General features: G+C 63.8%; 12 protein-coding genes. 5 read left to right on the plus strand and 7 right to left on the minus strand.

Annotated features, from left to right (window positions below; genetic code table 11):
• The first annotated feature begins 26 nt into the window (after nt 1-26).
• Nucleotides 27-1,646, plus strand: coding sequence for an AMP-binding protein (locus ACSQ3E_RS29340; protein ID WP_436125333.1), 1,620 nt, complete (start codon nt 27-29; stop codon nt 1,644-1,646).
• A 1-nt stretch (nt 1,647) separates the two neighbouring features.
• Nucleotides 1,648-2,667 (plus strand): NADP-dependent oxidoreductase, encoded by a 1,020-nt coding sequence (locus ACSQ3E_RS29345; protein WP_436125334.1) that lies wholly within the window; start codon nt 1,648-1,650, stop codon nt 2,665-2,667.
• A gap of 193 nt (nt 2,668-2,860) precedes the next feature.
• Here the strand turns inward: ACSQ3E_RS29345 and ACSQ3E_RS29350 are convergent, their stop codons facing one another.
• From ACSQ3E_RS29350 to ACSQ3E_RS29365, 4 genes are all read right to left on the minus strand, one after another.
• Nucleotides 2,861-5,044, minus strand: a complete 2,184-nt coding sequence (locus ACSQ3E_RS29350; protein ID WP_436125335.1) for a 3-hydroxyacyl-CoA dehydrogenase NAD-binding domain-containing protein — start codon at nt 5,042-5,044, stop codon at nt 2,861-2,863.
• A gap of 8 nt (nt 5,045-5,052) precedes the next feature.
• Nucleotides 5,053-6,261 (minus strand): acetyl-CoA C-acetyltransferase, encoded by a 1,209-nt coding sequence (locus ACSQ3E_RS29355; protein WP_436125336.1) that lies wholly within the window; start codon nt 6,259-6,261, stop codon nt 5,053-5,055.
• A 35-nt stretch (nt 6,262-6,296) separates the two neighbouring features.
• The gene (locus tag ACSQ3E_RS29360; RefSeq protein ID WP_436125337.1) at nt 6,297-7,436 is read right to left on the minus strand and encodes an acyl-CoA dehydrogenase family protein; all 1,140 of its coding nucleotides are present in this window, start codon (nt 7,434-7,436) and stop codon (nt 6,297-6,299) included.
• An 89-nt stretch (nt 7,437-7,525) separates the two neighbouring features.
• Complete coding sequence (locus ACSQ3E_RS29365; RefSeq protein WP_436125338.1) at nt 7,526-8,296, minus strand: enoyl-CoA hydratase-related protein; 771 nt, start codon at nt 8,294-8,296, stop codon at nt 7,526-7,528.
• Between the two features lie 108 nt (nt 8,297-8,404).
• On the opposite strand from ACSQ3E_RS29365, the gene ACSQ3E_RS29370 reads away from it, so the two are divergent.
• From ACSQ3E_RS29370 to ACSQ3E_RS29380, 3 genes are all read left to right on the plus strand, one after another.
• Complete coding sequence (locus ACSQ3E_RS29370) at nt 8,405-9,211, plus strand: enoyl-CoA hydratase-related protein (RefSeq protein ID WP_436125339.1); 807 nt, start codon at nt 8,405-8,407, stop codon at nt 9,209-9,211.
• A 157-nt stretch (nt 9,212-9,368) separates the two neighbouring features.
• Entirely contained in the window at nt 9,369-10,445 is a 1,077-nt protein-coding gene (locus tag ACSQ3E_RS29375) for a CaiB/BaiF CoA transferase family protein (RefSeq protein WP_436125340.1), read from the plus strand.
• Nucleotides 10,446-10,476: 31 nt separating this feature from the next.
• Nucleotides 10,477-11,232, plus strand: a complete 756-nt coding sequence (locus tag ACSQ3E_RS29380) for an SDR family NAD(P)-dependent oxidoreductase (RefSeq protein WP_436125341.1) — start codon at nt 10,477-10,479, stop codon at nt 11,230-11,232.
• A gap of 48 nt (nt 11,233-11,280) precedes the next feature.
• On the opposite strand, the gene ACSQ3E_RS29385 is transcribed toward ACSQ3E_RS29380, so the two are convergent.
• The 3 genes from ACSQ3E_RS29385 to ACSQ3E_RS29395 all read right to left on the minus strand — a co-directional run bounded on the left by ACSQ3E_RS29385 (nt 11,281) and on the right by ACSQ3E_RS29395 (nt 14,117).
• The gene (locus ACSQ3E_RS29385) at nt 11,281-11,877 is read right to left on the minus strand and encodes a TetR/AcrR family transcriptional regulator (RefSeq protein ID WP_436125342.1); all 597 of its coding nucleotides are present in this window, start codon (nt 11,875-11,877) and stop codon (nt 11,281-11,283) included.
• Nucleotides 11,878-12,001: 124 nt separating this feature from the next.
• The gene (locus ACSQ3E_RS29390; RefSeq protein ID WP_436125343.1) at nt 12,002-12,868 is read right to left on the minus strand and encodes an enoyl-CoA hydratase-related protein; all 867 of its coding nucleotides are present in this window, start codon (nt 12,866-12,868) and stop codon (nt 12,002-12,004) included.
• Nucleotides 12,861-14,117: an acyl-CoA dehydrogenase family protein gene (locus tag ACSQ3E_RS29395; RefSeq protein ID WP_436125344.1), complete on the minus strand. Its 1,257-nt coding sequence runs from the start codon at nt 14,115-14,117 to the stop codon at nt 12,861-12,863. The genes ACSQ3E_RS29390 and ACSQ3E_RS29395 overlap by 8 nt, the downstream gene beginning before the upstream one ends.

Genomic DNA, 14,117 nt, shown 5'->3' on the forward strand with positions numbered 1-14,117 from the left:
TTATGGAAGTTATGGAGGAGATCGACATGTCGGGACATAGTGATCCAAGAGTTCCCCAGTCGGACAGCTGCGTGGTACGCAACCTGCTCGATCGCCGCGCCGAGGAGTATGGCGAGAAGATCTTCGCGACCTTCAACGACGACCGCGTGCCCTGTACCTATTCGCAGCTGCGCGACAAGGTGATCGAGACCGCAAATGGGCTTGCCTCCGTCGGCGTCAAGCAGGGCGACCATGTGCTGGTCTGGCTGCCCAATGGCGAACTGATCCTGCAGACGCTGCTCGGCATCAACTATCTTGGTGCGACCTTCGTGCCTGTCAATGTCGCCTACAAGGGGCGCCTGCTGGAACATGCCATCGCGCTCTCCGACGCGGAGGTCATGGTGGCGCATCCGGCGCTGGTGCCGCTGCTGGCCGACATCGAGACCGCCAAGCTGAAGAAGGTGATTATTGCCGGCAACGAGGCCGTGACGCCGATCGGCGATCTCGAATTCCACGGCGAGGCTGTGCTGGCCTCGGGCAACAGGACTCCGCCGGCGCTCGATCGCCCCATCGAGCCTTGGGACATCCAGTGCATTCTCTATACATCGGGCACGACGGGCGCGTCCAAGGCGGTGCTCTGCCCCTATGCGCATGTCGCTGCGACGGGCCTCAACACCTACCCCTATCAGGGCGCGGATGATCGGGGCGTGATCTACATGCCGCTCTTTCATATCGGCGGCTTCTCCTTCGTGGCCTGGGCGATCCAGAAGGGCGGCTCGATCGCGCTGTTCAACCAGTTCGTCACCGATACGTTCTGGCGCGACGTGCGCAAGACCGGCGGCACATTCGCCATCATCATGGGCGCGCCCGCCACCTTCCTGCTGAAAGCCGAGCGGACCGAGGACGAGGAGAAGACGCCGCTTCGATACGCGATCATGAACCCGCTGACCGAAGAGGCCAAGCAGCTCGCCAAGCGCGTCGGCTTCCATCCCTACGGCGTGTTCAACATGACGGAGACATCGTCGCCGCTCTGCACCGTGCTCGACCCGGTCCCGACCAATTTCTGCGGCACGGTCCGCCAGGGTGTCGAGTGCCGTGTCGTCGACGAGCACGATTGCGAGGTGCCGCGCGGCAAGATCGGCGAGCTCATCATGCGCTGCGACACGCCCTGGGCGATGAATGCCGGCTATTACAAGAACCCCGAGGCGACCGCGACCGCCTGGCGCAACGGCTGGTTCCACACCGGCGACGCCTTCAGGCAGGACGACGAGGGCAATTACTATTTCGTCGACCGCATCAAGGATTCCATCCGCCGGCGCGGCGAGAACATCTCCTCGGTCGAGGTGGAGTTCGAGGTGAACGGACATCCCGACGTCAAGGAGACCGCCGCCGTGGCCGTGCAGAGCGAGTTCGCCGAGGACGAGGTGATGGCCGTCGTGCGCCCGGTGGAAGGCCGGACGATCGATCCGGAAGCGCTTCTGAGATACCTGCTGCCGCGCATGCCGCATTACATGGTGCCGCGCTATATCAGGATCGTCGAGGACTTTCCGCGCACCCCGACGCAGCGCGTCCAGAAGCACCTGCTGCGCAAGGATGGCGTCACGGCTGACACCTGGGATCGGGAAAAGGCCGGCATAACAGTCAAGCGCCAGAAGCTGGCGTCCTGATATGAGCAACGAAATCAATCGCGCCTGGCGGCTGAGACACCGTCCCGAAGGCGAGCCTCGAAAGGGCGACTTAGAACTGGTCGAGGAACCGATCCGCCTGCCCAGCCCCGACGAGGTGCTCATCCGCACGATCTACCTCTCGCTCGATCCGACCAACCGGATCTGGATGAGCGACATGGAGCAATATCTGCCGCCGGTGCAGATCGGCGACATGATGCGCGGCGTGACGCTGGCCGTCGTCGAGCAATCGCGGTCCGACCGGTTCGCGACCGGCGATGTCGTTATGCCGCATGACGGCGCCTGGGCGGCATTCCAGACGCTGCCCGCCGCCAGGCTCAGCAAGGTGCCGGCGAAGCCCGACCTGCCGCGGAGCGCCTATATGAGCGCACTCGGTCCGCCCGGGCTTACCGGCTTCGTCGGCATCGTCGATATCGGCGGCGCCAAGGAGGCTGAGACCGTCACCATATCCGCGGCCGCAGGCGCGGTCGGATCGATCGCGGGCCAGATCGCGAAGGCGCGCGGGTGCCGGGTCATCGGCATTGCCGGCGGACCCGACAAGTGTTCCTGGCTCGTGGACGAACTAGGCTTCGACGCGGCAATCGACTACAAGGCGTCGGATGTCGGCGCCGAGCTGCGCCGCCTGTGCCCCGACGGCATCGACATGCATTTTGAAAATGTCGGCGGCGCGATCCTCGACGCCGCGATCGCCAGCATGAAGATCGGTGGCCGCATCGCCCTCTGCGGCATGATCTCGGCCTATAACGAGGGCGGCCCGGTATCCGGACCGCGCGAGTTCCAGCGGGTGCTGATGCAACGTCTGACCATCCACGGCTTCCTGGTGATGGACCATTTCCGCCGGGCGCGTGATGGCTATGCCGAGATCGAGGGGCTCATTCGCGACAACAGGCTGAAGTGGAAGGACCACATCGTCGACGGGCTGGACAACGCCCCCGACGCGCTCAACCTGCTGTTCTCGGGCAAGAACGACGGCAAGCTGATGGTTCGGGTTTCGGAGCCTTGATCAGGCGTCTCCGGCCCCTGGTGCTGAACGGAAATGCCGGTCGCAAGACCCGCACGCGTGGACAGCGTGAAGCGCTGATCGAAGGTAATGCTAGCGGCGCCGTCTGCTGGCGAGAGTCATTTAATTTAGAATTGTATAAATCTTCAGGACAGGAATCCCCGGGCTCTGACAAGCCCGAGGATGGCATTGCAATTCAGGCTGCCTTTTCCGCCGCTCCCCTGAGGGCGTAGAACCTCTCCCCGCTCTCCGCCATCCTGACGAGGCTCTCGCTCGGACGGAATCGCGGCCCGCACGACGCCTCCAGTGTACGGCAGGTCTCCACGAATTTGGCGGCGCCGATCGTGTCGATGTAGGAAATCGGACCGCCGGTCCAGGGCGCGAATCCCCAGCCGAGATAGGCGCCGACATCCGCATCGGCGGGCGTCGCGACGATGCCCTCTTCCAGGCAGCGCGCAGCCTCCAGGGCCTGGATCACGAGCAGGCGTTCGATGAGCGCGGATGCTTCCGGCTGGTCGGCGCGCAGTGTCGCGACGTCGGCGAGGCCTTGCCACAGACGCTTGTGGCCGTCGGCCGGGTAGTCGTAGAAGCCCTTGCCTGCCTTCTTGCCGGGTCGGCGTTCCTTTTCGATCATCCGCTCGATCAAGGCTTCCGCCGGCGAGCCGGGGAAACCGCGGCCGACATCCTTCGCGTCCTGCTTGTTGATGTGGTAGATCAGATCGAGCGAAATCTCGTCGCACAGAGCCAGGGGGGCGACCGGCATGCCGGCCATCTTTCCGGCATTTTCGATCAGGACGGGCGAAATCCCCTCCTGAACCATCAGGCAGCCCTCGGTCGTATAGGTCGCGAAGACGCGACTCGTATAGAAGAAGCGGCCGTCATTGACCACGATCGGCGTCTTGCGGATTTGCCTGCAGAAATCCATGGCGAGCGCCAGCGCGGCCTGGCCGGTCTTGCCGCCCATGATGATCTCGACCAACGGCATACGCTCGACCGGCGAGAAGAAATGGATGCCGACGAACTGTTCCGGCCGGGACGAGGCCTCGGCGAGGCTGGAGATCGGGATGCTCGACGTGTTGGACGCGAAGACCGCATCGGCGCCGAGAACGGCTTCGGCCTTTCCGGTCACGTCGGCCTTGATCGCGCTGTCCTCAAAGACCGCCTCCACCACGAGTTCGGCACCGGACAGCGCCGAATAGTCTGTTGTCGGCGTCAAGAGCGCCAGCAGCTTGTCAATCGCGGCCTGGCTCGTTCGTCCCTTGGCCAGATCCGAAGCGGAGGCCGCGCGGATATGGTCCAGCACCTTGTCCGCGCTGGGCTGGTCGCGGTCGATGACGATAACGGGAATGCCCGACTTGGCCGCGACATGGGCGATGGCCGCGCCCATCATGCCGGCGCCGAGCACGCCGAGCTTGGTCACCTTCCGCGCCGCGACTTCGGCCGGCCGGCCTTCGAGCTTGTTGGCCTTCTGCAGGTTGACGAACTGGGTGCGTACCATGTTGCGGGCGACGTCGCTGACCATCAGGGTGGCGAAATAGCGCGACTCGATCCTGAGTGCGGTGTCGAGCGGCACGTTGATGCCATCATAGACTGCCTTCTGGATCGCATCGAGATTGGGATAGTTGCCGAATGTCTTCTTGCGGTTCATCGCATTGGCCGCCGAGAAAGCGAGCGAGCCTTCCATGGTGCGCGGATCATCGCCCGGCGCCTTGTATCCCTTCTGGTCCCAGGGCTTCACCCAGTCCTCCGGCTTGGACGAAAGGATCCAGGCCTTGGCGCGGGATACGAGATCGGCAGCCGGCACGATCTCGTCGACGATGCCCAGCTTCAGCGCCTCGGCGGGCGAAAGCGCGCGACCTTCGAGCAGCAGCGGCAAAGCCTTGAGCGGCCCCATGATGCGCGCGAAGCGCTGCGTGCCGCCGCCGCCCGGCAACAGGCCGACCTTGGCTTCCGGCAGGCCAAGCTGGATGCGTGGATCGTCGGCGACGATGCGGCGGGTGCAGGCAAGGCACAATTCCAGGCCACCGCCGAGCGCCAGCCCGTTGACGGCGGCAACGAAAGGCTTGCCGCCATTTTCGGTGCGGCGCATGATCCGCTGCAGTTTCATGACCGTCTCATAGACGTTGATGGCGCGCTGCTCGCCCGGCAGATCGGCTTCCGCCAACGACAGGATCCAGTCCAGATCCGCGCCGGCGATGAAGGACGGCTTGCCGCTGGTGACGACGGCGCCCTTGATCGTTTCGTCGGCGATGACCTTTTCCACCGCCTCGGCATAATCGGCGATCGACCCCTCGTTCAGCACGTTCATCGAGCGCTTCGGCATATCGATGGTGATGAGCGCGATGCCATCGGCATCGATATCGATTTTCAGGTTTTCCATCACAGTCCTCACACGCGTTCGATAATGGTTGCAGTGCCCATACCCGCGCCGACGCAAAGCGTCACAAGCGCCGTGTTGAGATCGGCACGTTCGAGTTCGTCGACCATAGTACCCAGGATCATCGCGCCGGTCGCGCCGAGGGGATGGCCCATGGCGATTGCGCCGCCATTGACGTTGAGCTTGTTCGGGTCGATGTCGAGCAGGTGCTGGAACAGAAGCACGACCGAGGCGAAAGCCTCGTTGAGTTCAAAGAGATCGATATCTCCGGGCGTCATGCCGGCACGGGCGAGCACCTTGCGGGTGACTTTTTCGGGGCCGGTCAACATGATGCTGGGCTCGCTGCCGATCGAGGAGAAGGCGCGGATGCGGGCTCGCGGCTTGAGGCCCATGCGGATGCCCGCTTCCCTGGAGCCGAGCAGCACGGCAGCGGCACCATCGACGATGCCGGATGAATTGCCGCCGTGATGCACATGGTCGAGCGCCTCGACCTCGGGATAGCGCTGGATCGCGACCGCGTCATAGCCCATCGCCTCGCCCATCGCGGCGAAGGCCGGCTTCAGTGCGGCAAGATTTTGCATCGTCGTTGCCGGCCGCATATGCTCGTCCCGGTCCAGCAGAACCTGGCCGAGTTCGTCCCTGACGGGCACGATCGATCTCGAGAACCGCTTTTCTTCCCATGCCCTGGCCGCTCGCTTCTGGCTTTCGACGGCAAATGCGTCGACATGGTCGCGCGAGAAGCCCCATTTGGTGGCGATCAGGTCGGCGCCGATGCCCTGCGGCGTGTAATAGGTCTTGAAGGCGATCTGCGGATCGGCGAACCAGCCGCCGCCGTCGGCGCCCATCGGTACGCGCGACATGGATTCGACGCCGCCGCCGATCGTTGCATCCGACTGGCCCGACATCACCTGGGCGGCGGCCATGTTGACCGCCTCGAGGCCCGAGGCGCAGTAGCGGTTGACCTGCACCCCGGCGACCGTCTCGGCATAGCCGGCGTTGAGCGCGGCGACGCGCCCGACATTCGAGCCCTGGTCGCCCACGGGCATGACGCAGCCGAGGACGACGTCATCGACGATAGACGTGTCGAGTTCGTTGCGGTCCCGGATCGACTGCAGGACATGTGCCGCCAGATCAAGCGGGGGGACTTCATGAAGCGCGCCGTCCGGCCGGCCGCGGCCGCGCGGCGTGCGCACGGCGTCGTAGATGTAGCATTCCTGCATGGCAAGTTTCTCCTCAGACTATCATCGCGGCCGTATCACAGCGTCCGGGCGATCAGTTCCTTCATGATTTCATTTGTGCCGCCGTAGATCTTCTGCACGCGGCCATCGGCCCACATGTGCGAGATCGGATATTCGGCCATGTAGCCGTAGCCCCCGAACAGCTGCAGGCAGGCGTCGGTCACCTCGCATTGTTTCTGGGTGAACCACCACTTCGCCATGGCGGCTGTCGCGGCATCGAGTTCGCCGTTGACCAGCTTGTCGATGCATTGCTCCAGGAATGCCCGGCCGATCGTGGCCTCCGTACGCGCCTCGGCGAGCACGAAGCGCGTGTTCTGGAAGTCCATCACAGCCTTGCCGAAGGCCTTGCGCTGCTTGGTGTAGTCGATGGTGGCATCGATCGCCGCCTCGATCGCCGAGAGCGCCTGCACGGCAATGATCAGTCGCTCCTGCGGCAGCTGTTCCATCAACTGGTAGAAGCCCCGGTTCTCGCTATCTCCGATCAGCGCCTCTGGCGGAACAGAGACGTCATCGAAGAACAGTTCGGACGTATCCTGTGCGTGGAAGCCGATTTTCTCGAGGTTGCGCCCGCGACGAAAGCCCTCCACCGCCTCGGTCTCCACGACGAAGAGCGATGTGCCCTTCGAGCCGGCACTCGCGTCGGTCTTGGTGGCGACGATGACGAGATTGGCGTTCTGGCCGTTGGTAATGAAAGTCTTCTGGCCGTTGATGAGATAGCGGTTGCCATCCCTGGTCGCCTTGGTGCGGATCGCCTGGAGGTCGGAACCGGTGCCGGGTTCGGTCATGGCGATGGCGCCGATCATCTCGCCCGTCGCGAGTTTCGGGAGCCAGTTTCGCTTCTGCTCTTCGGAGCCGTAATTGGCGATGTAGGGCGCGACGATGCCATTGTGGAGCGGAATGCCGAAATCGGGAAAGCCGATGCGGCTAAGCTCCTCGATGATGACCGCCTCATGCCGGAAATTGCCGCCCGCGCCACCATATTGCTCGGGAATGCTGACGCCGAGCAGGCCCATCTCGCCGGCCTTTTTCCAGACGGCGGGCGGCACGCGGCGCGCGGCGCGGAACGTCGCGATATCAGGAACCACTTCCTCGGAGAGAAAGCGGCGAACACTGTTTCGAAAGGCTTCCATTTCTTCAGCGAGGTCCGGACCGACCATGCAACTCTCCTGCTTCAACTCTCGTGTTTTGTAATTCTAACAATCGTTTGCTTTTTTCGCGGACGCGATTCATGCCATGTCGGGCCGGTTCACCGGCCAACCGCGAAGGATGGCGTGCGTTTCTCGATAAAGGCGAGCGCGGCCTCGCGCGACTCGTCGCTCTTGCGCAGCGAGGAAATCAGCGTGCACTCGTATTCGTAGGCCTCTTTCAGATGCATCATCTCGACGCGGTTCGCGGCCTGCTTGGCGAGGCGGATCGCGTTCGGGCTCCTGGCCGCGATCTGCTCGGCAATCTCCATCGCCGTCGTCATCAGCGCCTCCGGTGGCACCACCCGCTCGACCATGCCGACGCGCAGGGCTTCCTCTGCGGAAAGACGGCAGCCGGTAAAGGCCATCAGCCGGGTGATGCCCTGCGGTGCCATGCGCATGACATGCCGGGCGCCGCCCATGGCGCCGACCGCGATCTCCGGAAGGGCGAAGAACGCCTTTTCGGATGTGATGCGGATGTCGCACAGCGCCGAAAGCACGATGCCCGTGCCCATCGCCGCGCCGTTGACGGCGGCGATGACGGGCACGGGGCAATCCTGCAGCGCGTTGAAGGCGACGCGGATCAGCGCGAGTTCGGCTTCCGACTGGTCGAAGGTCTGCTCCAGGAAGCCGCTGATGTCGTTGCCGGCGCAAAAGGTCCTGCCCTCCGCGGCAAGGATCGCGACCCGGATGCTCCTGTCGTCGGCGATGGCATGGAAGGTCTTGCGGATCTCCTCATACATGCCCGGCGTAAACGCATTCACGGGCGGACGCGCCATCGTAACAACGGCAATGTCGCGCTCGACATCCAGTCTGATATGCGGTCCCGACAAGGACAGTCCCCCCCGACCAAGCTTTCTGATGCCTTTTCGATAGCAGGCGCGGAATGGCTTGACAAGTAACAAACAAATGTTTGATTTGTAGATCAAGGAGGCACCCGCATGAGCCAAGAATCAATCGTCGTCTCAGTCGAGGCAGGGATCGCGACCGTAGAAATAAACCGACCGCAGGTCATGAACGCGCTGGCCGGGAATACGATACGCGCGCTGCGCGCCGTGCTTCGCGAAATCAGGGAGGACGATCGCATACGGGCTGTCATCCTGACCGGACGCGGTCGCGCCTTCTCCACCGGCGCCGACCTCGGCGATCCCGAGATAGCGCTGGATGGACCGCTCTCCGAGCGGCCGGCCAAGCTCGCCGCGCTGATGCGCAACGAGATCAATCCGCTGATGGAGGAACTGCAGTCCTTTCCGAAGCCGACGATCGCGGCGGTGAACGGCGCGGCAGTCGGTGGAGGCATCGGCCTCGCTCTCTCCGCCGACATCGTGGTCGCGGCCGAGTCGGCCTATTTCATGCAGGTCTTCACACCGAAGCTCGGCCTGGTACCGGACATGGGTGTCACCTGGCACATGGAGCGCCTCGTCGGCCGCGCGCGCGCCAAGGGCCTCTCCATGCTTGGCAACAGGCTGCCCGCGCGCGATGCGGCGGACTGGGGGCTGATCTGGAAGACGGTTCCGGACGCAGACCTTCCGAGCGAAGTCCGGACGCTGGCGCAATTGCTGGCGGATGCGCCGCCCCTCGGTCTCAGGGCGCTGTCGAGCATCCTAGACGAAGCCACGGGTCACGACTTCGCCCAGCAGCTCGAGCGCGAATGCGTCGTCCAATGCGGCCTCGTCGCCAGCGAGGACGCCCAGGAAGCCGTCGCCGCCTTTCGTGAGAAGCGGCCGGCACGATTCGTCGGACGCTGAGAATGCCTTTGATCTCCCGTTTCCACGAGCATTTCAGCGTCATTTCACCAAACCAACGATTGGTAGAAAGAAGGGGCGGCGATAGCTGCCGCCCCGGTTACCAGCATCGCGAAGGACATATCAAATGGTGAACAACGCCACAGGTCCGCTTCGCGGGATGCGCATTATCGAATTCGCCGGTCTCGGGCCGGCTCCCCTCGCCGCCATGATCCTCTCCGACATGGGCGCCGATGTCGTGCGGATCGACCGCAGGGGCAAGGGGCGCTCGAAGCCGACCGATATCACCAGCCGCGGCAGACGCTCGGTCGAACTCGATCTCAAAACGCAGGCCGACGTCGCCACCGCGCACAAACTGATCAATGCCGCCGACGTTCTCATCGAGGGCTTCCGGCCGGGCGTCATGGAGCGCATGGGCCTTGGTCCGAACGCCCCCGGCATCCGCAACCGCAAGCTCGTCTATGCGCGCATGACCGGCTGGGGCCAGGAAGGGCCGCTGTCGCGCGCCGCGGGGCATGACATAAACTACATTGCCGTGACGGGCGCGCTTGGCTCCATCGGCCCGGCGGACGGCGTGCCGGTGCCGCCGCTCAATCTCGTCGGCGACTATGGCGGCGGCGCGCTTTATCTAGTCTCCGGCATTCTCGCCGCGCGTGTCGAAGCCCTCCAGACCGGCCTGGGCCAGGTGGTCGATTGCGCCATGGTCGATGGCGTCATCAACATGATGACCCTTTTCCATTCGCTCGCCGCCGAAGGGCAATGGGACGAGCGGCTGCGCGGCGGCAATTTCCTGGACGGTGGCGCGCATTTCTACAGGACCTACGAATGTGCCGATGGTAGGTACATTTCCGTCGGCGCGCTCGAGCCGCAATTCTACAGCCTGCTCCGCGAGAAGGCGGGCCTCGACGGTTCCGAATTCGCCGACCAGAACGACAGCGCGAAATGGCTTTCGCAATCGGCGAAGGCAGAAAAGATATTCCGCCGCAAGAGCCGGGCCGAATGGTGCGCGATCCTCGAAGGGACGGATGCCTGCTTCGCGCCGGTCCTGACGATGACCGAGGCAGAAGAATATCCGCATATCGTCGCCCGCAAGAGTTTCGTCGAGGTCGCGGGCGTCCGCCAGTCGGCCCCGGCGCCGCGTTTCTCGCGCACCCCGTCTTCCATCCAGTCGCCACCGCCATCGACAGTGCTGAAAGCGGACGACATTCTCGAAACATGGCTCGAAACGGTCGCGTGACCGGACGACCGCAAGCAAGGGAGTTGCATTCATGGACATCAAGGGCGTCGCAGCAGTCATCACTGGCGGTGGTTCCGGCCTGGGCGCCGCGACGGCGCGCGCGCTGGCGGCCAAGGGTGCGAAGGTGACCGTGCTCGATGTCAACCTGGATGGCGCCGAAGCCGTGGCGGCGGAAATTGGTGGTCTGGCACTCACCTGTGACGTGACGCAGGAAAGTGCCGCCGACGCACTGGACGCCGCCGCCGAGAAGCATGGCGCCGCGCGCATCCTCGTCAATTGTGCCGGCATCGGGCCCGCGGGCAAGACGGTCGGCAAGAACGGTCCATTGTCCCTCGCCGAATACAGCAAGGTCATCCAGGTCAACCTGATCGGATCGTTCAACATGCTGCGGCTCGCGGCGGCACGCATGATCCCGCTCGAACCCGTCGGCGAGGAGCGCGGCATCATCATCAACACGGCAAGCGTCGCTGCTTACGAAGGTCAAATCGGCCAGGTAGCCTATGCCTCGTCGAAGGGCGGCATCGTCGGCATGACATTGCCGGCGGCGCGCGACCTCGCCCAGTCCCGCATTCGCGTCAACACAATCGCGCCCGGCACCTTCCTGACCCCCCTGTTGATGACGGTGTCGGAAGAAATCCGCAACAGCCTCGGCGCCCAAGTACCGTTCCCGTCGCGCCTCGGCGAGCCGAGCGAATATGCGGCACTGGCCGTTCACATCGTCGAAAATACCATGATCAACGGCGAAACCATCCGCATTGACGGCGCGATCCGGATGGGACCGCGTTGAGCGCTCCCTGTTGGCTGGACTGCCACCGCAGATCGGCGGCGAGTCCGGTCAGCGCCGGACCATCGCGACGAGCTGGCGACCGATATCGGCTGCCAGCATGCCGGATTTCGGCCGATACCAGGTTGGCAGCCAGTTGAGCGCGCCGAGAAAATGCAGCCGGAAAATATGCTTGTCGATGCCGGGCGGCAGATCGAGCCGCTCGACGATTCCCGCCATAATCTTGTCGTATCGGTCGCGCTGGGCGATCAACTGCGGCCGAAGCGTCTTGAGGGACTCGGAATAATAGGGCGACACGATCACCGGCAGTTCACCGGACGAGAGCAGCGCATTGCAATGCGCGACGGCGGCAGCTTCCAGTTGCTCCCAGGGATCGTCTATGTCGGAGATCGCCTCCAGCACGCTGTTGGTGATCGTCTCCATACCCGCGGAGTGCACGGCTAGGAAGATATCTTCCTTGGATCCGAAGTGATAATAGATCGAACCGCCCAGGATGCCGGCGGCCGAGGCGATATCGCGTATCGTCGTCGCCTCAAATCCGCGCGATCCAAAGAGCTTCGCGGCCTCCTGCATGATCTGGCGCCGCCGTGCTTCCGCCCTTGCATCGTCAGGGGCCTGGCTTTTCTGAACGCTCTTTTTGACTTTCATCCGATATCCCCGGGCGTTGGCTGCCCCAACAAGCCTTGCCGCCATCCCATCCCATTACAAGCATGCATGCGACAATCAAGCGCTTGTTTAGTCATTACCCAGCTTTTTGGACCCAAGTCACCCATTATTCTTCCTCGAAGCCAGGCTCGGCCCACCAAGAATTGGCAAATGCCAAGTCCCGGCTCGGGGCTGAGGAGAATTGCGGCGGGCGCTTTTCGAGGAACGACTTGAAGCCTTCCTCGTAGTCCGGCCCGCGATAGGCCGCAACGAGCCCACGCGATTCCAGCCTGTGCGCCTGCATCGGATGATCCTGGCCGAGCATCGTCCAGAGCAGCCGTCGCACCAGCCCCACCGAGGACGAGGATGTTTCCGCGATGAACGAGTGTGCAACGGTCCGGGCACGCTCCATCAAGGCGTCGGGCTCGACGATCTCCTGGATCATCCCCGCCGCCTTCGCCTCCTCGGCGAGAAACGTCCGGCCGGAGATCATCCACGACAGCGCCGTGGCGATGCCGACCAGGCGCGGCAGGAACCAGCTCGAGCAGGATTCGGCGACGATGGCGCGCTTGACGAAGGGAAAGGCGAACTTGGCCGTGGTCGATGCAATCCGGTAGTCCATCGGCAGCAGCACGCTTGAGCCGAAGCCGACGGCTGGCCCGTTCACTGCTGCGATGACCGGCTTCTGCATGCGGAAGAGCCGGAGCGCGACGCGCCCGCCCGGATCGGACTGGATGCCTTCGCCCGTCGACGGGTCGCCGGTCTTCGGCACTTCGAAACCGCCGGAAATGTCGGCGCCGGCGCAGAAGGCCCGGCCCTCGCCGGTCATGATGACCGCGCGCACGCCGTCGTCGCGATCCATCTGGTCCAGCGCCGCCTCGATCTCATCGATCGAATGCACCGTCACCGCATTGAGCTTCGCCGGCCGGTTGATGGTGATGATGGCGATCACGCCCTCGCGATCGACCCTGATATCCTGATAGGTGTCAGCCATTGGTCCTCCCATGCGAAGCGGCAGCTGCCCCGCTCCGTTTCAATTCCTGCCGTCCGATCTGATTACGATGCACCTCGTCGGGTCCATCGGCGATGCGCAGCGAACGCGCCCAGGCGTAGAGCTGAGACAGTGGCACGTCCTGGGTGACGCCAGCGCCGCCAAAAGCTTGTATCGCCATGTCGATGACGCGGCAGGCCATGGAGGGCGCCACGACCTTGATCATCGCGATCTCCTTGCGCGCCTCCTTGTTGCCTGATCGGTCCATCTTCCATGCCGCGTGCAGCGTGAGGAAGCGCGCCTGATCAATCGCGACGCGCGCCTCGGCGATGCGTTCCAGCGTCACCGACTGCTCGGCGATCGGCTTGCCGAAGGCGACACGCTGGGTGACGCGCTGGCACATCAGTTCGAGCGCCCGTTCGGCGGCGCCGATCTGGCGCATGCAGTGATGGATGCGGCCCGGCCCGAGCCGCGCCTGGGCAATCTCGAAGCCCTTGCCCTCTCCGAGGATCATGTTCGCGGCCGGCACCCGCACGTTTTCGAAGGTGACTTCACCGTGCCCGTGCGGCGCTTCGGTAAAGCCGAAGACGTCGAGCATTCTGGTCACCCGGACGCCCGCCGCGTCGCGCGGCACGAGGATCATGCTCTGCTGGCGATAGACATCGGCATGGCCGGGGTCAGACTTGCCCATGAAGATGATCACCTTGCAGCGCGGATCGCCAATGCCCGAGGTGAACCATTTCAGCCCGTTGATTACATAGTCGTCGCCGTCACGCTCGATCCTCGCCTCGACATTGGTCGCGTCGGACGAGGCGACCGCCGGTTCCGTCATCGCGAAACAGGAGCGGATTTCGCCCCTCAACAACGGATCGAGCCAGGTGCTTTTCTGCTCCGGCGTCCCAAAGCGCGCCAGGAGTTCCATGTTGCCTGTATCGGGTGCCGAACAATTGAAAATCTCGGGCGCGAAGGGGCTGCGGCCCATGATCTCGCAAAGCGGCGCATATTCGAGATTGGTGAGGCCGGCGCCATGCTCGGCGTCGGGAAGGAACAGGTTCCAGAGTCCGGCCGCCTTGGCCTTGTCTTTGAGATCCTCGGTCAGTTCGATCGAGGTCCAGGAGGACGGCGACGTCCAGGCCGGCTGCGAGGTCGAACCGCGCATCAGCGCTTCCTCGGCCGGATATATATGTGCCACCATGAAAGTTTCCAGCTTCTCGCGGAACGCAAGCACCTTGGCGGAATGTTCGAAATCCAT

Source organism: Aminobacter sp. LjRoot7 (assembly GCF_964252895.1).
Lineage (GTDB): Bacteria > Pseudomonadota > Alphaproteobacteria > Rhizobiales > Rhizobiaceae > Aminobacter > Aminobacter aminovorans_B.

Coding starts and splice junctions, on each gene's coding strand:
- ACSQ3E_RS29340 (WP_436125333.1), top strand. CDS start 27: ATGTCGGGACATAGTGATCCAAGAGTTCCCCAGTCGGACAGCTGCGTG.
- ACSQ3E_RS29345 (WP_436125334.1), top strand. CDS start 1,648: ATGAGCAACGAAATCAATCGCGCCTGGCGGCTGAGACACCGTCCCGAA.
- ACSQ3E_RS29350 (WP_436125335.1), bottom strand. CDS start 5,044: ATGGAAAACCTGAAAATCGATATCGATGCCGATGGCATCGCGCTCATC.
- ACSQ3E_RS29355 (WP_436125336.1), bottom strand. CDS start 6,261: ATGCAGGAATGCTACATCTACGACGCCGTGCGCACGCCGCGCGGCCGC.
- ACSQ3E_RS29360 (WP_436125337.1), bottom strand. CDS start 7,436: ATGGTCGGTCCGGACCTCGCTGAAGAAATGGAAGCCTTTCGAAACAGT.
- ACSQ3E_RS29370 (WP_436125339.1), top strand. CDS start 8,405: ATGAGCCAAGAATCAATCGTCGTCTCAGTCGAGGCAGGGATCGCGACC.
- ACSQ3E_RS29375 (WP_436125340.1), top strand. CDS start 9,369: ATGCGCATTATCGAATTCGCCGGTCTCGGGCCGGCTCCCCTCGCCGCC.
- ACSQ3E_RS29380 (WP_436125341.1), top strand. CDS start 10,477: ATGGACATCAAGGGCGTCGCAGCAGTCATCACTGGCGGTGGTTCCGGC.
- ACSQ3E_RS29385 (WP_436125342.1), bottom strand. CDS start 11,877: ATGAAAGTCAAAAAGAGCGTTCAGAAAAGCCAGGCCCCTGACGATGCA.
- ACSQ3E_RS29390 (WP_436125343.1), bottom strand. CDS start 12,868: ATGGCTGACACCTATCAGGATATCAGGGTCGATCGCGAGGGCGTGATC.
- ACSQ3E_RS29395 (WP_436125344.1), bottom strand. CDS start 14,117: ATGGATTTCGAACATTCCGCCAAGGTGCTTGCGTTCCGCGAGAAGCTG.